18 protein-coding genes are annotated in these 19913 nt (G+C 70.4%); 6 read left to right on the top strand and 12 right to left on the bottom strand.

Features of this window, described 5'->3' with window-relative positions; translation table 11 throughout:
• Nucleotides 1-3 precede the first annotated feature (3 nt).
• Both GL325_RS14385 and GL325_RS14380 read left to right on the top strand, forming a co-directional pair.
• Complete coding sequence (locus GL325_RS14385; RefSeq protein WP_187769964.1) at nt 4-1167, top strand: acetyl-CoA C-acyltransferase; 1164 nt, start codon at nt 4-6, stop codon at nt 1165-1167.
• 1 nt (nt 1168) lies between these two features.
• On the top strand, nt 1169-2341 hold the full coding sequence (locus tag GL325_RS14380) for an acyl-CoA dehydrogenase family protein (protein ID WP_187769963.1): 1173 nt from the start codon (nt 1169-1171) through the stop codon (nt 2339-2341).
• A gap of 3 nt (nt 2342-2344) precedes the next feature.
• Here GL325_RS14380 and GL325_RS14375 read toward each other — a convergent pair whose 3' ends face one another.
• From GL325_RS14375 to GL325_RS14335, 9 genes are all read right to left on the bottom strand, one after another.
• On the bottom strand, nt 2345-3961 hold the full coding sequence (locus GL325_RS14375; protein WP_187769962.1) for an AMP-binding protein: 1617 nt from the start codon (nt 3959-3961) through the stop codon (nt 2345-2347).
• On the bottom strand, nt 3958-5517 hold the full coding sequence (locus tag GL325_RS14370) for an acyl-CoA carboxylase subunit beta (protein ID WP_187769961.1): 1560 nt from the start codon (nt 5515-5517) through the stop codon (nt 3958-3960). The genes GL325_RS14375 and GL325_RS14370 overlap by 4 nt, the downstream gene beginning before the upstream one ends.
• A complete protein-coding gene (locus GL325_RS14365; protein ID WP_187769960.1) occupies nt 5517-5735 on the bottom strand; it encodes an acetyl-CoA carboxylase biotin carboxyl carrier protein subunit in 219 nt (72 codons plus the stop codon). Before GL325_RS14365 ends, GL325_RS14370 begins: the two co-directional genes overlap by 1 nt.
• Before the next feature lie 95 nt (nt 5736-5830).
• Nucleotides 5831-7111, bottom strand: a complete 1281-nt coding sequence (locus GL325_RS14360; RefSeq protein ID WP_187769959.1) for an ABC transporter substrate-binding protein — start codon at nt 7109-7111, stop codon at nt 5831-5833.
• Nucleotides 7108-8220 (bottom strand): branched-chain amino acid ABC transporter permease, encoded by a 1113-nt coding sequence (locus GL325_RS14355; RefSeq protein WP_187769958.1) that lies wholly within the window; start codon nt 8218-8220, stop codon nt 7108-7110. Before GL325_RS14355 ends, GL325_RS14360 begins: the two co-directional genes overlap by 4 nt.
• A complete protein-coding gene (locus GL325_RS14350) occupies nt 8217-9116 on the bottom strand; it encodes a branched-chain amino acid ABC transporter permease (protein ID WP_187769957.1) in 900 nt (299 codons plus the stop codon). The genes GL325_RS14355 and GL325_RS14350 overlap by 4 nt, the downstream gene beginning before the upstream one ends.
• A gap of 9 nt (nt 9117-9125) precedes the next feature.
• Nucleotides 9126-9839 (bottom strand): ABC transporter ATP-binding protein, encoded by a 714-nt coding sequence (locus GL325_RS14345; protein WP_187769956.1) that lies wholly within the window; start codon nt 9837-9839, stop codon nt 9126-9128.
• Entirely contained in the window at nt 9836-10555 is a 720-nt protein-coding gene (locus GL325_RS14340) for an ABC transporter ATP-binding protein (RefSeq protein WP_255956227.1), read from the bottom strand. Before GL325_RS14340 ends, GL325_RS14345 begins: the two co-directional genes overlap by 4 nt.
• Before the next feature lie 266 nt (nt 10556-10821).
• The gene (locus GL325_RS14335) at nt 10822-12513 is read right to left on the bottom strand and encodes a class I adenylate-forming enzyme family protein (protein ID WP_187769954.1); all 1692 of its coding nucleotides are present in this window, start codon (nt 12511-12513) and stop codon (nt 10822-10824) included.
• A 153-nt stretch (nt 12514-12666) separates the two neighbouring features.
• On the opposite strand from GL325_RS14335, the gene GL325_RS14330 reads away from it, so the two are divergent.
• The gene (locus GL325_RS14330; protein WP_187769953.1) at nt 12667-13587 is read left to right on the top strand and encodes a helix-turn-helix domain-containing protein; all 921 of its coding nucleotides are present in this window, start codon (nt 12667-12669) and stop codon (nt 13585-13587) included.
• A gap of 39 nt (nt 13588-13626) precedes the next feature.
• Entirely contained in the window at nt 13627-14637 is a 1011-nt protein-coding gene (locus tag GL325_RS14325; protein ID WP_187769952.1) for a S66 peptidase family protein, read from the top strand.
• Nucleotides 14638-14675: 38 nt separating this feature from the next.
• Here GL325_RS14325 and GL325_RS14320 read toward each other — a convergent pair whose 3' ends face one another.
• Genes GL325_RS14320 through GL325_RS14310 form a run of 3 tightly spaced genes read right to left on the bottom strand, consistent with a single transcriptional unit; the run spans nt 14676 to nt 17877 of the window.
• Nucleotides 14676-15461, bottom strand: coding sequence for an enoyl-CoA hydratase/isomerase family protein (locus GL325_RS14320; protein WP_187769951.1), 786 nt, complete (start codon nt 15459-15461; stop codon nt 14676-14678).
• On the bottom strand, nt 15458-16180 hold the full coding sequence (locus GL325_RS14315) for a VOC family protein (RefSeq protein ID WP_187769950.1): 723 nt from the start codon (nt 16178-16180) through the stop codon (nt 15458-15460). Before GL325_RS14315 ends, GL325_RS14320 begins: the two co-directional genes overlap by 4 nt.
• Entirely contained in the window at nt 16180-17877 is a 1698-nt protein-coding gene (locus GL325_RS14310) for a class I adenylate-forming enzyme family protein (RefSeq protein ID WP_187769949.1), read from the bottom strand. Before GL325_RS14310 ends, GL325_RS14315 begins: the two co-directional genes overlap by 1 nt.
• Before the next feature lie 132 nt (nt 17878-18009).
• Between GL325_RS14310 and GL325_RS14305 the strand changes: the two genes are divergently transcribed.
• Entirely contained in the window at nt 18010-18831 is an 822-nt protein-coding gene (locus tag GL325_RS14305; RefSeq protein WP_187769948.1) for an enoyl-CoA hydratase-related protein, read from the top strand.
• Nucleotides 18832-18836: 5 nt separating this feature from the next.
• Entirely contained in the window at nt 18837-19784 is a 948-nt protein-coding gene (locus GL325_RS14300) for a nitronate monooxygenase family protein (RefSeq protein ID WP_187769947.1), read from the top strand.
• Nucleotides 19785-19913: the final 129 nt, after the last annotated feature.

Here is a 19913-nt window from a genome sequence, read left to right as displayed (position 1 = left end):
GCCATGCCCGAAGCCGTCATCGTCGCCGCCGCCCGCACCCCGATCGGGCGCGCCCGCAAGGGGTCCCTAGCCACGATGCGCGCCGACGACCTCGGCGCGATCGCCGTCGCCGAGGCCGTCCGGCGGGTGCCCGGCCTGGCCCCCGAGAGCATCGAGGACGTGATCTTGGGCTGCGCCGTGCCCGAGGGCCAGCAGGGCTTCGGGATCGCCCGCACGGTGGGGTTGCTCGCCGGCCTGCCGAACACCGTGCCGGGCCTCACCGTCAGTCGCGCCTGCGCCTCGTCCCTGCAGGCGATCCGGTCGGCCGCTCACGCGGTCGTGGCGGGCGAGGGCGACACGTTCGTCGCGGGCGGGGTCGAGAGCGTCTCGCAGGTGCCCGTGCCCAGTGGCTACGACGACCTCAATGCGCGGTTCACCGATCCGTCCCGCGACGACTACGTGGCCGACCTCTTCCAGAGCATGCTGCAGACCGCCGAGAACGTCGCCCGGCGCCACGACATCTCGCGCGGCCGGATGGACGAGTTCGCCGCCCTGTCCCAGTCCCGGGCGGTCGCGGCTCAGGAGTCCGGGTTCTTCGATCCGGAGATCGCTCCGGTCACGCTGCCCGACGGCACCGTCGTCACGCGCGACGACGGCCCCCGGGCCGACACCACCGTGGAGTCCCTGGCCCGGCTCTCACCCGTGATGGGCCCCGAGGGCCGGGTGACCGCGGGCAACGCCTGCCCGCTCAACGACGGCGCGGCCGCCGTCGTCGTCATGTCGGACATCCGTGCCCGCGAGCTGGGGCTCACTCCCCTGGCGCGCATCGTCGCCTCGGCGGTGTCCGGCCTGGAACCCGAGTACATGGGCGTCGGGCCCATCGAGGCCGTCCGCAAGGTGCTGGACTGGACCGGGATGGCGATCACCGACATCGACATCGTCGAGCTCAACGAGGCGTTCGCGGCGCAGGTGCTGGCCGTCACCGACGCGCTGGGCATCGACGTGGCCGACCAGCTCAACCCGCACGGCGGCGCCATCGCGCTCGGCCATCCGTTCGGGATGACGGGCGCCCGGATCATGACGACCCTGCTCAACGGCCTGAAGGCACGGGACCAGCACCTCGGGATCGAGACGATGTGCATCGGCGGCGGCATGGGCATGGCCATGCTCGTGGAGCGGCTCTCCTGACATGCGACTGACCCTGAGTCCCGAGCTCGACGCCTTCCGGCACGAGATGCGGGAGTTCTTCACGACCCAGGTCCCCTGGTCCCTGCGCGAGCCGGTGATCGAGGCGGCCCCCCTGGACCGCGACGTCATCGTCGACACGCACCGGATCCTGCACGCCGCCGGCCTCGCGGTGCCGGGGTGGCCGGTCCGGTGGGGCGGCCGCGACTGGTCGACCCTGCAGCGTCACCTGTGGAGCGAGGAGATGCACCTCGCCGGCGTGTTCCCGCCGTTGAGCCCCAACGTCGGCCTCGTCGGCCCCGTGATCGCCGCGTTCGGCAGCCCCGAGATGCAGCTCCGGTTCCTGCCGGCCACGGCGGCGCTCGACATCTTCTGGTGCCAGGGCTTCTCCGAGCCCGAGGCGGGCTCGGACCTGGCGTCCGTGCGCACCACGGCCGTGCGCGACGGGGACTCCTGGGTCGTCAACGGCCAGAAGACGTGGACCAGCCTCGCGCACTGGGCGGACTGGATGTTCTGCCTCGTCCGCACCGACCCCGACGCGCCGAAGCGCCAGGGCGGCATCTCGATGCTGCTGATCGACCTGGCATCGCCGGGCATCACGATCCGGCCCATCGAGATGATCGACGGCGAGGCGGAAGTGAACGAGGTCTTCCTCGAGGACGTCCGCGTCCCCGCCGACCAGCTGGTCGGCGAGGTGAACCGCGGCTGGGAGTACGCCAAGTTCCTGCTCGGCAACGAACGCGTCGGCGTCGCGCAGGTCGGCAACACGAAGATGCGGCTGGGCCAGGCCAAGCAGTACGCCCACTCGGCCGGACCCGACGGACGATCGGCGTGGGACGATCCGCGCGTGCGCGCACGATTCGCCGATCTCGAGAACGCCCTGGTCGCCGTCGAGCTGACCGCGTTGCGCGTGGCCGCGGAGTCGGCCGACGGCCGCCCCGATCCCGCGTCGTCGGTCCTGAAACTGCGCGGCACGCAGCTGCAGCAGCAGGTGGCCGAGCTCGTGTGTGATCTGGCCGGCCCCGCGGCGGTGCTGGCCGGCGGCGACGATCCCGCCGTGGCCCGCTGGGCCCGCCGTGCCCTCGCTGCGCACCTGAATGCGCGGAAGGTGTCGATCTACGGCGGCTCCAACGAGATCCAGCGCGGGATCATCGCCTCCGGCGTGCTCGGGCTCTGACGCTCAGCGCGAGGCCGTCGCGTCCCAGACGCCGTCCTGCGCCGCGACCGACCGCGACAGCAGCGCCTTCTGCACGCGCAGGGTCGGCGTCTTGGGCAGGGCGTCGACGAACTCGACGTAGCGCGGCACCATGTGGCGCGGGACGCGCGTGGCCAGGAACTCGACCAGCTCGGTGGCGGTGGGGCTCTGACCGTCCCGGGCGACCACGACGACCTTGATCTCGTCCTCGGCGAACTCCGACGGCACGGCGATCGCGGCGCACTCGGCGACACCTTCGTGTGCCGTCACCTCCGCCTCGACCTCGAAGGACGAGATGTTCTCGCCGCGCCGGCGGATCGTGTCCTTGAGCCGATCGACGAAGTGGAAGTAGCCGTTCTCGTCCTGCCTGAACGCGTCGCCGGTGTGGAACCAGCCGTTGCGCCAGGCGTCGGCCGTGGCCTCCGGCATGTCGAGGTACCCGGCGTTGAGCGTCCACGGGACCCCGGTGCGCACGATCAGCTCGCCGACCTCCCCGGCGGCCACCTCCTGGTCGTGCTCGTCCACCACGCGGGCCTCGTAGTGCGGATAGCCCTCGCGCAGCCGTCCGCAACTGGGCTCCACGCCGGGCTCCCAGTCGTCCAGCACGGTCGGCACGCTGATCTCGGTCATGTTGTACGCACTCCACGCCTGCACGCCGAAGCGCTCGGAGAACTCCGCCGCCGTCGGCCCGAGCGGCGCCATCAGCACGTTGCTCAGCGTCGTTTCCTCGTCCCGGGGCGACCCGGGCTGGGCCATCAGGAACGCCGCCATCGCACCCACCAGGGACGTGTCGGTCACGCCGTGCTCGGCGATCTCCGCCCAGAAGTTGTGCGTGCTGAACGTGTGGCGCAGCAGCACCTCGCCGCCGACCAGCGCCATCGCGGCGACGGCACCCTTGGCCTGCACGTGGTTCGGCGGTCCGTTGACGTAGAGGACCTTGTGCGGCACCGGTCCGCGCGCGACCATGCGCGCCGTCACGTGCGCTGCCGCGTGCAGCTGCGCCCACGGCATCAGGACGCCCTTGGACGGTCCCGTGGTCCCCGACGTGTACATGATCGACGCGATGTCGTGACGGGCCGGACCCTCCCACGGCGCGGCGTCGGCCGGCGCGGCAGTCCGCAGGAACTCCTCGACCTCGACCACGCGGCTGCGCCACGAGGCAGGCACCTCGGGGAGCTCTCCGACCACGACGATGCGCTCGAGGCCGGTCAGATCCGCGGCGGCCGCGACGACGTGCTCCAGCGAGCGCGCCGCGATGACCATGACCCGCGGCTGCGCGACTGCGAGCTGGTGCTCCAGCACTCGACCGAACAGGTCGACGTTGATCGGCACCTCGACGGCACCGGTCCACGCGATGCCCATCCACGCCGCGAAGCTCGGAACGGAGGACTCGAGCATCGTGACCACGTGACTACCCCGACCCACGGCGCAGGAGCGCAGCGCGTCGCTCCACGTCTGCACGTCACGGTCGAACTCGGCCAAGGTCGCCCGGGCGCCGCTCACGTCGCGCAGGAACGGACGATCCGGATCGGTCCGGGCCAGCCGCCGGATCCACCGGGGCAGGACGACCTCGTCCTCGTCGAACCGCTCCACGCCCGTCACGGCCGCATCCCCCGCAACGTCGGACCCGCGGTCCGCAGGGGTGCCGCGAGCCGGGCGAAGTCGCACAGCAGGGAGCGCGTCTCGCGCGGGTCGATGATCTGCTCGATGTCGAACTGCTCCGCGGTGCGGAACGGCGTGCTGATCTGCGTCAGCTGCTCCTGCAGCTCGGCCACGCGGGCCTGCGGATCCTCCAGCAGCTCGAGCTCGGCACGGTACGCGGCCTCGATGCCGCCGGCCGACGGCAGGGAGCCCCAGTCCGCCGACGGCCACGCGAAGCGGTACTGCATCTTGGTGTGGTTCGAGTGGCCCGCACCGCCGACACCGAAGACCTTGCGCAGCACGACCGAGCACCAGGGCACGTCGGCCTGGTAGATCGCGGAGATCGTCCGCACGCCGGCGCGGATCGCGCCCTCCTGCTCCGGACCGGTGCCGATCAGGACGCCGGGGTTGTCGACGAAGTTCACGACCGGCAGGTGGAACGTGTGGGCGAGGTCGACGAAGCGCTCGACCTTCCGCGCCGCGGCGGCCCCCCAGCTGCCGCCGTAGACGTAGGGGTCGTTGGCCAAGATCGCGACGGGCCAGCCGTCGAGGCGGGCGAAGCCCGTGACGGCGGCCTTGCCGTGGCCCCGGCCGATCTCCATGAAGGAGCCGGTGTCGACGACCGCCTCGAGGATCTCGCGGACCTTGTACACCTGGCGCGGGTTGCGCGGGACGGCGTCGACCAGCCAGTCCTCGGCGCGCTCGGGGTCGTCGGTCGGCTCGACCCGCGCACTGACCTCGTGGACCGAGGAGGGCAGGTAGGAAAGGAAGCGTCGGGCGCGGGCGAAGGCCTCCTCCTCGGAGTCGACCACGTCGTCGATCGTGCCGTTGGTGCCGTGCACGTCCGCGCCGCCGAGCTCCTCCTTCGTGACGTTCTGGCCGATCGCGGCGACGACCGGCGGCCCGGCGGTGAACACCTGGCTCATGCCGCGCACCATCACGGCGTAGTGGCTCGCGGTGACGCGGGCGGCGCCGAAGCCGGCGCACGGTCCCAGCGCCAGGGCCACGACCGGGACGGTCGAGAGGTTGCCGACGATCACGTCCCAGCCCGGCAGGGCCGGCACGTAGGTGCGGCCCATCTCGATGAGGCTGCGGATGCTGCCGCCGCCGCCGGTCCCGTCGACCATCCGCACGAGCGGCAACCGCAGCTCGTGGGCCATCTGCTCGGCGTGGACCTGCTTCTTGATGATGAACGCGTCCGACGCGCCGCCGCGCACCGTGAAGTCGTCACCGCCGACGACGACCGGGCGGTCGTCGATCCGGCCGCGGCCGATGACCACGTTCGTCGGCAGCAGGTCGACCAGCTCGCCGTTCTCATAGGTCCCCCGCCCCGTCGTGGTCCCGACCTCGCGGAACGACCCGTCATCGAGCAGGGAGTCGATCCGCTCGCGGACCGTCAGCTTGCCGATGGAGTGCTGGCGGGCGACCTTCTCGGTCCCGCCCATCCGCCGGGCGAGCTCCTCGCGACGGCGCAGCTCCTCGACCTCGGGACGCCAGCCGGCATCGCCCGCCGTCATCAGGCGTCCACCAACACGGCCAGGACCTGGCCCTCGGAGATGGCGTCGCCCGCACGCACGAGCACCCGCTCGATCTCTCCGTCGCGGGGTGCCGCGGCGGGGATCTCCATCTTCATCGACTCGATGAAGAACAGGTTCGCGCCCTGGGTCACGTGCGCGCCCGCCTCGCATGCCACGTGGGTGAGCACGCCGCCCACCTCGGCCTTGATATCGGTCATCGTCGAATCCTCTGCTCGGAGAAATCTGGTCGGGAAAATGGGACGAGCCGGTGTCCCGGGGTTTCCCGGGACACCGGCTCGGGGTGTGGAAGTGGTCAGTCGACCGACAGCACGTCGCCGGCGGAGACGAAGCGCTGCTCAGCGGTGGACCACGCCACGGGGGCGAAGCCGCTCACGCCGCCGGAGCGCTCGGCCGAGCTCTTCCAGCTGATGCCGTCGAGCAGCATCGCGGACGCGTAGTCCTGGTCGCGCGCGGCCAGCATGATGGACTCACGCGTCAGGCCGAGGTCGGAGTCGGCGGCCTGCTGGAGGGTGTTCACCAGCAGATCGGCCTGCATCCAGCCACTGACCGTGACGGCGTTGTTCGGGTCAGCGGCGCCCTTGAGGTCGGCGAGGTACGTCTTGACGCCCGCATCCGACGCCAGGTCGGGATCGGCTGGATCCTTGAGGTACTTCGCGATGACGACACCGTCGGCGGCCTTGCCGGCGGCGATGTACTCCGGAGCGTTGACGCAGTTGCTGGCCTTCACGACCAGCTCGGGCGTGAAGTTGGCCCGGGCGCGGGCCGTGTCGAACACGCCGCAGCTGCCGACGACACCCGCGTGGTAGACGACGTTCGCGCCGGACTCCTTGAGGGTGGTCGCCGCGGCGTTGGGATCGGTGTCCTCGATGGCGGCGACGGGCTTGATGCCGGCGTCCTTCGCCGAGTCCTTGAACGCATCGGACATCGCCTTGCCACTGGCGGTCGCGTTCTCGGCGATGCCGACCTTCGCGTCATCGACGTTCGACGTGATGTAGTCGACCAGGAACTTCGTCTCCAGCTGGGACGACGGCAGGAACTGCAGGGTCCAGGGGTACGCCTCCATGTCCGTGAAGCGGTTGTCGCTGGAGCTGGGGTACAGCATCGGGACGCAGGCGGCGTTCTGGTCGTCGACGAACGCCGCGATCTGACCGGCGCCGAAGGTCGTGATCAGGTCGACCTTGTCCTTCTGCAGGAACTCGGTCGCGTTGGCCTTCGCCTTGTCCGGGGCGAACGCGTCGTCCTTGTACTCGACCTTGATCTGGACGCCGTTGATGCCGCCCTCGTCGTTGGTCCGCTTGAGGCGCGCGTTGTACCCGGCGAGCGCGAGCTCGACGGGGCCGGCGACCGGGCCCGAGAGCGCGGCGCTGTAGCCCACCACGATGTCGTCCGTGATCTTCTTCGTGACCGCGTCGGGGTCTTCGCAGTCGTCGAGGTTCAGGGCGAAGCCCTTCGAGGCATCGCTGTCGCCGTCGTCACTGCTCGAACCGCACGCGACGAGCGCGAGGCTCGCCAGGGCGGCCGCCGGGATCACCGAGGCGCGGCGGAGCCAGCGCATGGAGGTGGATGCGGTCATGATGAGGACCTTTCTGTGGGGGTGGTGATGCTGTCGAGCAGGTGCTCGGGATGCGGCGAAGCCTCCGCCGCGGCCGGCGCGAGGCCGTCGGTGATGTCCGGGCGCTTGTCCCGGACGACGACGCGGCGCCGAAGCACGGTGGCGATCGTGCCGACGATGCCGGCCGGTGCCACGAAGATGACGAACAGGAGGACCACGGCGAACAGCACGGCCGAGGCCTGTCCGCCGCCGATGTCGGAGGTGTAGTAGGGGACGTACACGACGGCCAACGCACCGGCGACCGCGCCGAGCACGGTCCGCTCGCCACCGATCACCAGCCCGATCAGCAAGGTGATGCCGGCCAGCAGGGTGAAGGACCCCTCGGCGTAGAGGCTGCCCATGTAGATCGCGAACAGCGAACCCGCTGCACCGGTGACGGCGCCCGACAGACCGAAGCTGGCGGTCTTGACCAGCGCGATGTTCACCCCGGAGGCCGACGCGGCGACCTCGTTCTGGCGCACCGCGGACATCGCGAGGCCGTAGCGGCTGCGCGTGAGGCACCAGGTCAGGTACAGCGTGACCACCAGGACGATGATCGAGAGCCAGAAGAGCCAGACGTGCTTCTCGCCCAGACCCAGTCCGGTCCACTCCGGGGGCCGCAGGCCCTGGCGCGGGATGGTCATGCCGCTCGCGCCGCCGGTCAGGTCCTCGAAGTGGGCGACCATCTCCGGGAAGGCCACGGCGAAGGCCAGCGTCACCATCGCCAGGTAGAGACCGCGGATGCGCAGGGCGGGCAGGCCGACCAGCAGTCCGACGACCAGGCAGATGGCGAAGGCCACCGGGATGGTCGCCCACCCCTCCCAGTCGTTCTTCACGACGAGGATGCCGGTCGTGTAGGCGCCGATGCCGAAGAAGGCCGAGTGGCCGACCGACAGCAGGCCCACGTAGCCGGTGGCCAGGTTGAGGCCGGCGATCGCGGTCGCGTAGATCAGGACACGGGTGACCTGACCCATTTCGAAGGGTGCCAGGCCGCTGAGCCACAGCACGCCGAGGACGGTCGCCACGACACCGCCGGCCACGAGGCCTCGGTGCAGGCGCGATCCGCGCTCGAGGACAGTTGGGGAACTCACACGCGCTCCAGACGTCGGGCCCCGAACAGACCGGTGGGGCGAACCAGCAAGATGACGACGATCACGACCAGGGCGACCGTCAGGGACATGCCTCCGCCGAGGAAGGTCACGTAGCCGTTGACCAGCGCCAGGCCGATGCCCAGACCCAGGCCGCCGACGACGGCGCCCTTGATGCTGTCCAGACCGCCGAGCAGGGCCGCGGCCGTGGCGAAGATCAGGACGTTGAACATGCCGTTCAGGCCCAGCTGGCCCGGCGGGACCATCGGGATGAGCAGGGCGCCGGCCAGGGCGCCGATGGCACTGGACAGACCCCACGAGAGGGTCAGGACCCGGCCGACCTTGACGCCGCTGAGCGCCGCCGACTTCGGGTTGGTGGCGACGGCCCGCATCTGCAGGCCCACGCTCGTGAACTTGAAGAACAGCACGAGCCCGCCCACGATCGCGGCGGTGATCGCCCAGATCCCGATCGAGTCGTAGTACAGCCGCGCGCCGGCGATCGAGATGAAGTCGGACTCACCGCTGGGCAGCATGCGCGGGAACACCTTGTCGTCCGAACCCCAGATCCAGCCGTCGAGGCCGTTGAGTCCGGTGAACAGGGCCAGAGCGACGATCAGCACGGCTGTCTCGTCTCGTTTGCGCACCGGACGGATCAACCACCGCTCGGCGGCGGCGCCCATCAGGAAGCCGACGAAGATGGCGGGGATGATCGCGACCCACACGTTCAGGCCGCGCTCGGTGAGCCACCAGGTGACGTACGTGGTGAACAGGGCGAACTCGCCCTGGGCGAAGTTGATCGTCGACGAACTGCGAAAGACGATGACCAGGCACAGGGCGATCAGGACGTAGATCGACCCCGAGGTCGCACCCGCGAACACGCGGGAAAGCAGAATCTCCATGAATGCTCCTCAGTAGCCCAAGTAGGCGGCGCGGATGCTGTCGTCGGCGCTGAACGCCTCGGCCGACCCGCTGGTCGTGACCTCGCCCACCTCCAGCAGGTAGACGCGCGAAGCGATCTCCAGCGCGAGCTCGGCGTTCTGCTCCACGAGCAGCAGGGCGGTGCCCGACTCGCGGTTGATGTCGCGCAGGGTCTCGAACAGTCCCTGGACGATGACGGGCGCCAACCCGAGGCTGACCTCGTCGCACATCAGCAGCCGGGGGCGGCTCATGAGAGCGCGGGCGATGGCGAGCATCTGCTGCTCGCCGCCGGACAGCGTCCCCGAGATCTGGTCACGCCGTTCGGCCAAGCGCGGGAAGACGGTGAACCATCGGTCGATGTCCTCCTCGATCCCGGCCCGGTCGCGACGCGACACCGCGCCGACGCGCAGGTTGTCCAGCACGGACATGGCCGACAAGGTGCCCCGGCCCTGCGGCACGAGGCTCACGCCCTTGCCGAGCAGGGTGTCGGGACGTGCCGAGCTGACGTCGTTCCCGTCGATGGCGAGCCGGCCCTGGAAGGGCAGCTGGCCCGAAAGCACGCTGAGCAGGGTCGACTTGCCCGCGCCGTTGGCGCCGAGCACGACGACGACCTCACCGGGCTCGACGTGCACCGAGACGCCACGCAGCACGGTGGCTCCGCCGTATCCGGCGGTGAGGTCGGTGGCCTCCAGCAGCGCGGTCATGCGGACCTCCCCAGGTAGGCGGCGATGACTTCGGGGTGACGCTGGACGTCGGCGGGGAGACCGTCGGCGATCGTCCGGCCGAAGTCCATCGCGACGACGTGGTCGCAGACCCCCATGACCAGGCCCATGTGGTGCTCGACGAGCAGCACACTGAAGCCCAGCTCGTCGCGCAGGGAGCGGATCAGGTCGCCGAGCTCGGCGACCTCGGAGTGGGTCAGTCCGCCGGCCGGCTCGTCGAGGAGCAGCAGCGACGGGCGGCTGATGAGGGCGCGGGCCAGCTCGACGCGCTTGAGCGTGCCGAACGGCAGGCCCGACGCACGCTCGTGCGCCAGATCGGTGAGATCCAGACGCTCCAGCAGGCGCCAGGCGTCCGCCTCGACCTTCTTGGTCGTGCGGCGCGAGCCCGGCCAGCCCACGAGGGACGGCAGCAGGTGCGGCGTGACCGTGCCGTGGGCGCCCAGGACGGTGTTCTGGAGCACGGTCAGCTCCGGCCACAGGGCCAGGTTCTGGAACGTGCGCGCGACGCCCGCGCGGATGACCTGGTGACGACGCAGCCCGAGCAGGTCGACCTCGCCGTAGCGGATCGTGCCCTCGTCGGGCTGGTAGACGCGGGTGACGCAGTTGAACAGGGAGGTCTTGCCCGCCCCGTTCGGCCCGATGAGTCCGCAGATCTCACCGTCGGCGACCTCGAATCCCACCCGGTCGAGCGCAGTCACCCCGCCGAAGCGGAGTAAAACGTCCGAAACCTGAAGCATCAGGAGCCTTTCACTAGCGAAGTACGTGATGACGAGAGTACCGGCTGTGTTGTGACGGGAGTCACTTGCCCCGGGTACATGTGTCTTTATAACGGTACGAAAAGGCGCGGGTCAAGAGAAACTCTGTGTTTTGAAGTGTCTTTTCTCATTGATGTGTCAGACACCGCCCGAGACGCAAGCAAGCGGCGCACCGGAGGCCGGTGCGCCGCTTGCGTACATCCCGTGGATCAGGTGGCGTCAGTGCGCCGCAACGTGCGCTTGAGCACCTTGCCGACGGGGTTGCGCGGCAGCTCGTCGACCACCACCAGGCTCTCGGGCAGCTTGTAGCTGGCGATGTGCCGGTCCCGCAGATGAGCCAGGAGCCCTTCGAGGGTCACCGTCGCCCCGGGGTGCGGGACGACCACGGCTCGGGTCCGCTCCCCCAGCTCCGGATCCGGGACGCCGACGACCGCGACCTCCGCGACGTCCGCATGCTCGGCGATGAGGCTCTCGAGCTCAGCCGGCGAGATGTTCATCCCGCCGCGCACGATCATGTCCTTGGCCCGGTCGACGTACTGCAGGTAGCGCAGGTCGCCGTCCGCGTCCGCGACGTACATGAACAGGTCGCCACTGCGGTAGAAGCCGTCCTCGGTGAACGGGTCGGACGTCGTCGTCCCGGCCAGGTAGCCGGCGATCACCCCGGGGCCGCGGACCAGCAGCTCGCCCGGCTCGCCCTCGGCGGTGATCTCGGTGCCGCTGTGCGGGTCGACCAGCATCGTCCGGTAGCCGCGGGGCCCGCGGTTGGCCCACGTGTGGTCCGGCGAACCGAACCGCGCGAACAGGCGGGACCGCAGCTCCGGATCGGGCACGGTCTCCGGGTCGCCCACGAGGTTCAGTCCCTCGTTCGACCCGAAGCAGTTGACGATGTCGATCCCGAAACGCTCGCGGTACGCCCGGATCATCGAGGGCGGCAACGGGGCCGATCCCGAGCCGATGTGGCGCAGGCTGGCCATCCCCTCGGGCGTCATGAAGGGCAGGTCGAGAGCGCGGACCAGCAGGGCCGGCGGCACGACCGTGTACGTGACCTGCTCGGCCCGGATCTGCTCGAAGAAGACCGGTGCGTCGAACGGGTGGTGCAGGACCAACGTGGCGCCGGTCAGCAGCCACGGCACGAGCATGCCGCCGATGCCGGCCATGTTGACCATCGGGAAGGGATTGAGGATCACGTCCTGGCCGGTGAGACCCATCGCGTCGACGCTCGTCAAGCCCATCGGCTCCCAGTCGTTGGCGCAGCGCGGCACGCCCTTGGGCGTCGCCTCCGTGCCCGAGGTCCAGCAGATCGTCACCGCGTCGTTGGGATCGAGGTCGACGGCCACCGTGGCCAGCGGTGCACGGTCGACGGGGCCGGCCAGCGCGGCCGTCAGGTCGACGTGGTCCCCGACAGCGCGCGGGCCGAACGTGAAGACGGTGGCGATCGCGTCGATCGCCGCCAGGGCGTCGAGGCGCTTGTCCAGACCTGCCCCCTGGAACTCGGCGGTTCCGATGAAGGCTCGGGCATCCGCGAGCTCGCACATCTGGGTCAGCTCGTACTCGCGGTACTGCATCGGGAACGGCGTGGCGATCGCGCCGATCGTCGAGAGCGCGACGTAGGAGACGGCGAGGTCGGCGCAGTTCGGCAGCTGCAGGCCCACGACATCCCCGGGGCGGACGCCGGAGGCGACCAGCACCGCCGCGAGGTCGGTCGCGCGCCCCTGGACGCCCGCCCAGTCGAGTCGCTGCGGGGCCAGCCCCATCAGCTGCTCGAGGTTCGGGGCGTCGACCAGCGCGGTACGCTGCGGCGCCTGATCGACGTGGCGGCGGACGCGCTCCGGCCAGACCGGGACTCCCCAGACCCCCAGCGCCTCGTACTCGGCCACCCGCTCGGGCGTGTGCAGTCTCATGAACGTCCTCCCACTCGAATTGACTCAGTTACTACATTTACCGTAGTTACCTGTCAAACCCAAGCGAGGGCTTCCCGGCGCGTCCTTGACTATCTTCGGTTCAACGCTCACTGTTGCTAACGAGCCAAAACTACGATGTCGAAAGGGGTCTGCATGACTGCCGCGATCACGGACGAGAACGGCGCATCGCCGCTGGGGCGCGCCCTGATCCTGCTCGGCGACATGTGGACGCTGCGGATCGTCATGTGGGTCTTCAACGGCAAGCGCCGTTTCCAGGACCTGCGCAACGCCCTGTCCATCTCCGATCCGGTGCTGTCGCGCCGCCTCAACTCGCTCGTCGACGAGGGCATCCTCGAGGCCCGCGAGTACCAGACGAACCCGCCCCGGCGTGAGTACGTGCTCACCGAGGCGGGACTGGACCTGTGGCAGGTCCTCGTCGCCATGTGGGTGTGGGACCGACGCTGGGCGGGACACCACCACCGCGACGCCCAGACCCGGTTGCGCCACCTCGACTGCGGTCACCACGTCCGGCCGGTGTTCGGCTGTGGCGCCTGCGGGGCCATCGGCGTCGGCGCCCGCGACGTGCGCGGCACGGTGGACGACCGGCTCCTGCTCGACAGCGTCCAGCGCCGCTCGCGGCGCTCCCCCACCATGACGACCCCGATCGACGCCACCGGCGTCCTGGGCGACCGGTGGTCGACCTTCCTGCTCTCGGACGCCTTCACCGGCACGCGCCGGTTCAACGACTTCCAGGAGAACCTGGGCATCTCCCCGGTGACGCTCACGCAGCGCCTGCACCTGTTCGTCGAGGCCGGGATGATGTCGCGCGAGGACATCGCCGGCGGCAAGCGTCAGGAGTACCGGCTCACCTCGAAGGCCCTGGACTTCTTCGACGTCACCACGACGATCAACGGGTGGGCCCAGCGCTGGCTCACCCAGGACGGCCGCTCCGGGCTGAACCTCGTGCACATCCCGTGCGAGAACGAGTTCGTGCCGCAGTTCACGTGCAACGCGTGCAACGGCGTGCTGAACCGCACCAACATCCGGTTCGAGGGGCCGATCCCCGAGCTGTGAGCTGGTGCCGGCCGCGGTCGGGCTGGCACGATGCGGGACATGGTTCGATTCCCCGCTCCGCTGCAGCGCGGTGACCGCATCGGTGTCACCTCCCCGTCGGCCGGGGCGGCGGGGCCGGGCGCCGACCGCATCGACTTCAGCGTCGACTGGCTGCGCGAGGCCGGCTATGACGTCGTGGTGGGCGACATGATGGACGGGACCGCGATCACGTCGGGCCCGGCCGCGCTGCGGGCCCGTGAGCTGACCGCCATGCTCTGCGACCCGGACATCCGGTGCGTGATCCCGCCCTGGGGCGGCGAGACGGCGATCGATCTCGTGGACCTGCTCGACTGGAACGCCCTCGCCGACGCCGAGCCGACGTGGCTGGTGGGGTACTCCGACCTGTCGACTCTCCTGCTGCCGCTCACCACGCGCCTGGGCTGGGCGACGATCCATGGCGACAACCTCGCCGACACGCCCTACGACGTGCCGGACGCCCTGATGAGCTGGCGGGACCTCGCCGCTGGGCCCGGCCCGCATCGTCAGCACGACTCCGGCCTCGTCGCCGACTGGTGGCGGTTCGAGGAGGACGCGAGGGCGACGCGCTGGAAGCTGGTCGGCGACGGCCGGTGGACGGTTCACGGTGCCGACGTCGTGGACGTCACCGGCCGGCTCATCGGCGGGTGCGTCGAGACCACGGCCAACCTGGCCGGCACCCCGTACGGCGATGTGGCGGCGTTCGGTCGCGAGCATGCCGCCGACGGCCTCATCGTCTACCTCGAGGCGGCCGGCGACGACGCGGCGACCATCTGCCGGAACCTCCACGGCCTGCGCCTCGCCGGATGGTTCGAGCACGCGAAGGCGATCCTCATCGGCCGGACGAACGCACCCGACTCGGACGGGTTCACCCAACGTGACGCGGTCATCGACGCCCTCGGCCGCCTCGACCTGCCCATCGTGTTCGACCTGGAGATCGGACACGTGCCGCCGCACCTGCCGCTCGTCAACGGCGCACTGGCGACAGTGACGGTCGACGAGGACACGCGCGAGATCGTGCAACGGCTCCGCTGACGAGCAGCACCCGTCGTCGGTGACTCAGCGACCCGTGCTCAGCGACCCGTGAAGACGGCGGGACGACGCTCCAGGAACGCGGCCACGCCCTCCTTGTGGTCGTCCGACAGCTGGCACTGGGTCAGTGCCTCGATGTGATGGTGCAGGTGCTCGTCCCGGGTGCGCGACGACGACCAGTTGAGCAGCGACTTGGCGCGCGAGATCGCGAACGGTGAGCCCGTCGAGATCTTCGCCGCCAGCTCGCGGGCGGCCGCCAGCAGGTCCTCCGGCTCGACGACGTCCATGACGAAGCCGATCCGCTGCGCCTCATGGGCGTCGATGAACTCGCCCGAGAACACCAGCCGCTTGGCCTGCTGGGGCCCGACGAGGTCCGGCAGCAGCCACGTGCCGGCGCCGGTGTCGGGGATGAGGCCGCGCTGCACGAAGATCCACGAGAACCTCGCGCGGGTGGACGCGATGCGGAAGTCCGCCTGGGTCGACAGCTCGACGCCGAGGCCGGCCGCCGGACCATCGACGGCCACGATGACCGGCGTCGACGACTCCCAGAAGTACCAGTGGCGACCGTCGGTGTGGCCCTCGCGGTCCTCGGGCTTCGTGCCCGGCTCGACGTCGCGCAGCTCGGTCAGGTCGGTGCCGGCACAGAACTGTCCCGGCACGCCCGTCAGGATGATCGCCCGCACGCCGGGGTCCGCGTCGGCCTCGGCCGTGTGGTCGCGAATCGCGTCGTACATCGCGTAGTTCAGCGCGTTGCGCTTCTCCGGGCGGTCGATCGTGATGGTCGCGATGCCGTCGGCGACCTCGTAGTGGACGTGAGGGCTGGTCATGACTGCTCCTGGGTGTCGGCGGAGACGAAACGGAAGGGGACGCCGCACAGCTCGACGACCCGGCCGGCCTCGTGCGGGTCGGCCGCGAGCACGTCGACCGCGACCAGCCCGCGCGGGCCGTCGCCGGAGGCCACCAACGACAGTGACTCCGGGCCCATCTGGACGGTGTGGCCCTCGTCGACGGACGCGCCGGTCAGCGCACCCCACGTCGAGGCCACCGCGGCCGGGTCCGGGACGGCCAGGGTGGCGCCCACGATGTCGACCGCCACGTCGGTGGCGGACTGCGCGAAGATCTGCGGGGCGAAGTGCCAGCTCTCGAAGGGATCGACCTGGTCGATCTCGGCCAGCGTGCCCAGCTGCTTGGGGTGCCACTGCGAGATCATGTGGCCGTCGTACTCCTGGTGCATCAGCGGCTCGAGCCCGTGCTCAGCGGCGCGCTCGACGACCAGGGCCAGGTCGAGGACCTGCGTGGCGATCATGAAGCCGCTCGGGCCGTTCTTGGCCACCAGCCGCCCGTGCGGCGAGTCCGCCGAGATCGGGGCGACGATCTCCACGAACGTGTCGGCGAAGCTGAACACCTCGTGGACGAAGCCCAGCGCGGCCATCCCCTCCTCGTCACGGACGCTGCCGGGGAATCCGAAGGCGGCGATCGCCTCGTCCCGGGCGGCGGGAAGGTCGTCCGTGATGAGGACGACCTGTCGCAGACGCAGTGGTTCCATCAGTTGGCTCCTGTCGTGGTTGCGCTCAGCCGGTCACGCAGCTGACGCTTGAGCACCTTGCCCACCGGATTGCGCGGCAGCGCGCTGACGACCTCGAGTCGCTCCGGCCATTTGAACTTCGCGACGTCCGCGGCGCGGACGATCGAGACGACCTCGTCGAGGCCGATCGGCTCGTCCCCGGACGGGACGACGAACAGACACAGTCGCTCGCCCAGGTCCGGATCCGGCACGGCGACGGCCGCGGCCTCGGAGATCCGCGGGTCGGACGTGACGATGGCCTCGATCTCGGCGGCGGAGATCTTGTAGCCACCGCGGATGATCAGGTCCTTGGCGCGATCGACGTGGACCAGCAGGTCCTCGTTCTCGGCGCTGATCTCGAAGACGTCGCCGGTGCAGAACCAGCCGTCCTCGTCGAAGCCCTCACGGCCCCGGCCGAGGTAGCCCGAGAAGATCGCCGGGCCCTTGAGCCGCAGCTCGCCCGGGCGCCCCGGAGTGTCGATCTCGGAGCCGTCTGCCAGGTCGACCAGGCGTGCGGACATCGCCGCGGCCACGTCGGTGCGGTAGGCCAGTCCCTCGCGGCCGTAGCGCGGGAACAGGCGTCCGCGCTGGGCCGGGTCGGGCACCGTCTCGGGCTCGGCGAAGAGCATCCCGCCCTCGTTCGAGCCGAACAGGTTGAGCACCTCGACCCCGCGTCCGTTCTCCCAGGCGTCGATCATCCAGCCGGCCAACGGGGCCGATCCGGACGAGACCACCCGCAGGGACGACAGGTCACGATCGGGGCCGGCGCCCGAGACGACGGCGTTGAGCACGGGCGGCGGAGCGCACGTGTACGTGACGCGGTGGAGCTCGATCTGCTCGCAGAACAGGTCGAGGTCGAAGGGGTGGTGCTGCACGAGGGTGCACCCGGTGAGCAGCCACGGCACGAACATCCCGGCGAGCCCGCCGCCGTTGACCATGGGGAACGGGTTCAGCAGCACGTCGTCGGCGACCAGCCGCGGCGACTGCACGCACGCGGTCCCCAGGACCTCCCAGTCGCCGTACGCACGGGGCACGCCCTTGGGGAAGCCCTCGGTGCCGGACGTCCAGACGATGGTCACGGCGTCGCCCGAGCCCAACTCCAGGCCGGCCGCGTAGGCGTCGGCCTCGGCGCGCACGTCGTCGTCGGCCCGGGTCAGCGACGCGAGACGCGCGTCCTGCTCCGGCTGCCCGTAGGCGGCGACGGCACGCAGCCCGGGGACGTCGGCGCGGAATTCCGCCGCGTCGGCCGCCAGGTCGCGGCCGAGCGCCGAGGTCGTCGAGACGAAGACCTCGACCCCGGCCAGCTCGCACATGCGGACCAGCTCGTGGCTGCGGTACTGGATCGGGAAGGGGCACGTGATCGCTCCGAGCCGCGCCACCGCGAGGAGCGTCAGCGGCAGCTCGACGACGTTGGGCAGCTGGACCCCGACCACGTCCCCACGGCGCACACCCAGTCCGTACAGCGCGGCGGCGATCCGGCGGACCTCGGCATCGAGCTGCGTCCAGGTGAGGGTCCGGGGCTCCCCCGACATGACGGCTGCTCGGTTGATCGGGTCAGCCACGGCCACGGCGTCGGGAGTGGCCGTCACGGCCCGCGCCACCAGGGCGGACCAGGTCCGACCGGTCCACCACCCCTGCGCCTCGAACTCCCGGCGCTGGTGCTCATCGAACAGTTCCATGGCCGGAATTCTAGTTGAGATTCGGTAAAACTACTAGATAGGAAGTGACCTTTTTCGACCTATGACTGGACTTACCGCCCCATATTCCATGTAAGGTCAGATAAGAACAGCCACACGAATCGAGGAGGGGCGATGAGTGAAGAGCAGGACGTGATCGTGCTGACGCGCGACCGACCCGGGACCGGCACCATCACCTTGAACCGGCCGCACCGGCGCAATGCCTGGACCGTGCCCCTCCAGCGGGCCTACTTCGGCGCACTCGAGGAGCTCACGGCCGATCCGGACGTGCGAGCCATCGTGGTCACGGGAGCCGGCGGCACCTTCTGCCCCGGCGCCGACACCCAGGCCCTGCAGGTCTACAGCGACACCGCGACCACCAACCCCGAGATGGCCACCATCGAACAGCCGGAGTGGTTCACGCTCACGGTGCCCAAACCGGTCATCGCCGCGATCTCGGGCATGTGCGCCGGCGTGGGTCTCGCGCAGGCACTGATGTGCGACCTGCGAATCACGGCACCGGACACCCGCTTCACCACCGCCTTCGCGCGCCGCGCACTGCCGCCCATGCACGGCATGGGGCCCCTGCTGGCCCGCGCGGCCGGCGAGTCCGTCGCGGCCGACCTGCTGCTGACCGCGCGGACCTTCGACGGCGTCGAGGCGCACCGGCTCGGTGTCGTCAATGAGATCAGCGACGCCCCCCTCGAGCGCGCCCTGGACCTCGCTGCGGAGCTCGCGGCCACGTGCGCGCCGTCATCGTTGGCCACCATCAAGGCACATCTCGTGGCGCCGTGGCTCGATCGGGTCCGCGACGCCACCGAGTCGGTGGACGCGACCCTCGACGACGTCCTGGGCTCGGCCGACTTCCGCGAGGGCCTCGCCAGCCTCCTCGAACGCCGTCCCCCACGATTCCCCCCACTGTCCCGGGACCAGATCCCCCACCCGCAAGAGAAGTGACCTCGATGACCGACACCCTGCTCGACCGCCTCCGGCTGCCCGTCGTGGCGGCGCCCATGTTCCTGATCTCCGGCCCCGACCTCGTCGTCGCGGCCTGCGAGGCCGGCGTCGTGGGCTCCTTCCCCAGCCCGAACTGCCGGACCGCCGAGGAGCTCGACACCTGGATGGGCACGATCCGCGACCGCCTCGCCGGCTCGCCCGACGCCGCTCCCTGGGCGCTGAACCTCGTGACCCACCGCAGCAATGCACGCCTGCCCGAGGACCTCGCCCTCGTGGCCGAGCACCAGCCCGACATCGTGATCACGGCGCTGGGCTCCCCGCTGCCGGTCATGGAGGTCGTGAAGTCCTACGGCGGCACCGTCATCGCCGACGTCGTGAACCTCAAGCTCGCGCGCAAGGCGATCGACGCGGGCGTCGACGGGCTGGCCTGCGTCTCGGCCGGCGCCGGCGGCCACACCGGCCACCTGTCGCCCTTCGCGTTCATCTCCGCCGTGCGCGAGATGTTCGACGGCATCGTCACCGTCGGCGGCGGCGTGACCGACGGAGCCGGCATCGCCGGTGCGATCGCCGCGGGCGCCGACCTGGTCTACATGGGCACGCGGTTCCTCGTCACCGAGGAGAGCATGGCCCAGGACGAGTACAAGCAGATGGTCGTCGACCACGGCCCGGACGACCTGATCGTCAGCTCGGGCGTCACCGGCACCCCCGCGTCGTGGCTGCGACCGAGCCTCATCGCGAACGGTTACGACCCGGACGCCATGGTCGGTCCGGCCGAGCGCGACTACGACTCGACCGCCGGCGCGGGAGCACGCTGGAAGGACCTGTGGGCCGCCGGCCAGGGCCTGCAGACCATCCGCGCCGTCGAGCCCGTCGCCACCGTCGTCGACCGCCTGGAGACCGAGTACCGCGCGGCCGGCGAGCGCTTCGCCGCGCGAACGCTGCAGCCGCGCTGACTCCCTCCCCCCGTCCCGAGATTTGCTCCTGAATCCACCTTTCAACCCGGACGAAAGGTCGGAAGGGGAGCAGATCTCGGGCTGCGGGGAGGTCCGGGGCCGGCCCCGGGGAAAGACGAAGCCCGCCAT

The organism is Aeromicrobium sp. 636 (assembly GCF_024433585.1).
Taxonomy (GTDB): Bacteria; Actinomycetota; Actinomycetes; order Propionibacteriales; family Nocardioidaceae; genus Aeromicrobium; species Aeromicrobium senzhongii.
Note: the sequence above shows the minus strand (reverse complement) of the source record. Positions and strands in the feature narration are given on the sequence as shown.

What these genes read in the sequence shown, in the direction of transcription:
- GL325_RS14365 (WP_187769960.1), bottom strand. Translation starts at nt 5,735, where the DNA reads ATGACCGATATCAAGGCCGAGGTGGGCGGCGTGCTCACCCACGTGGCA.
- GL325_RS14310 (WP_187769949.1), bottom strand. Translation starts at nt 17,877, where the DNA reads ATGGAACTGTTCGATGAGCACCAGCGCCGGGAGTTCGAGGCGCAGGGG.
- GL325_RS14360 (WP_187769959.1), bottom strand. Translation starts at nt 7,111, where the DNA reads ATGACCGCATCCACCTCCATGCGCTGGCTCCGCCGCGCCTCGGTGATC.
- GL325_RS14330 (WP_187769953.1), top strand. Translation starts at nt 12,667, where the DNA reads ATGACTGCCGCGATCACGGACGAGAACGGCGCATCGCCGCTGGGGCGC.
- GL325_RS14370 (WP_187769961.1), bottom strand. Translation starts at nt 5,517, where the DNA reads ATGACGGCGGGCGATGCCGGCTGGCGTCCCGAGGTCGAGGAGCTGCGC.
- GL325_RS14300 (WP_187769947.1), top strand. Translation starts at nt 18,837, where the DNA reads ATGACCGACACCCTGCTCGACCGCCTCCGGCTGCCCGTCGTGGCGGCG.
- GL325_RS14385 (WP_187769964.1), top strand. Translation starts at nt 4, where the DNA reads ATGCCCGAAGCCGTCATCGTCGCCGCCGCCCGCACCCCGATCGGGCGC.
- GL325_RS14350 (WP_187769957.1), bottom strand. Translation starts at nt 9,116, where the DNA reads ATGGAGATTCTGCTTTCCCGCGTGTTCGCGGGTGCGACCTCGGGGTCG.
- GL325_RS14345 (WP_187769956.1), bottom strand. Translation starts at nt 9,839, where the DNA reads ATGACCGCGCTGCTGGAGGCCACCGACCTCACCGCCGGATACGGCGGA.
- GL325_RS14335 (WP_187769954.1), bottom strand. Translation starts at nt 12,513, where the DNA reads ATGAGACTGCACACGCCCGAGCGGGTGGCCGAGTACGAGGCGCTGGGG.
- GL325_RS14320 (WP_187769951.1), bottom strand. Translation starts at nt 15,461, where the DNA reads ATGACCAGCCCTCACGTCCACTACGAGGTCGCCGACGGCATCGCGACC.
- GL325_RS14325 (WP_187769952.1), top strand. Translation starts at nt 13,627, where the DNA reads ATGGTTCGATTCCCCGCTCCGCTGCAGCGCGGTGACCGCATCGGTGTC.
- GL325_RS14315 (WP_187769950.1), bottom strand. Translation starts at nt 16,180, where the DNA reads ATGGAACCACTGCGTCTGCGACAGGTCGTCCTCATCACGGACGACCTT.
- GL325_RS14380 (WP_187769963.1), top strand. Translation starts at nt 1,169, where the DNA reads ATGCGACTGACCCTGAGTCCCGAGCTCGACGCCTTCCGGCACGAGATG.
- GL325_RS14305 (WP_187769948.1), top strand. Translation starts at nt 18,010, where the DNA reads ATGAGTGAAGAGCAGGACGTGATCGTGCTGACGCGCGACCGACCCGGG.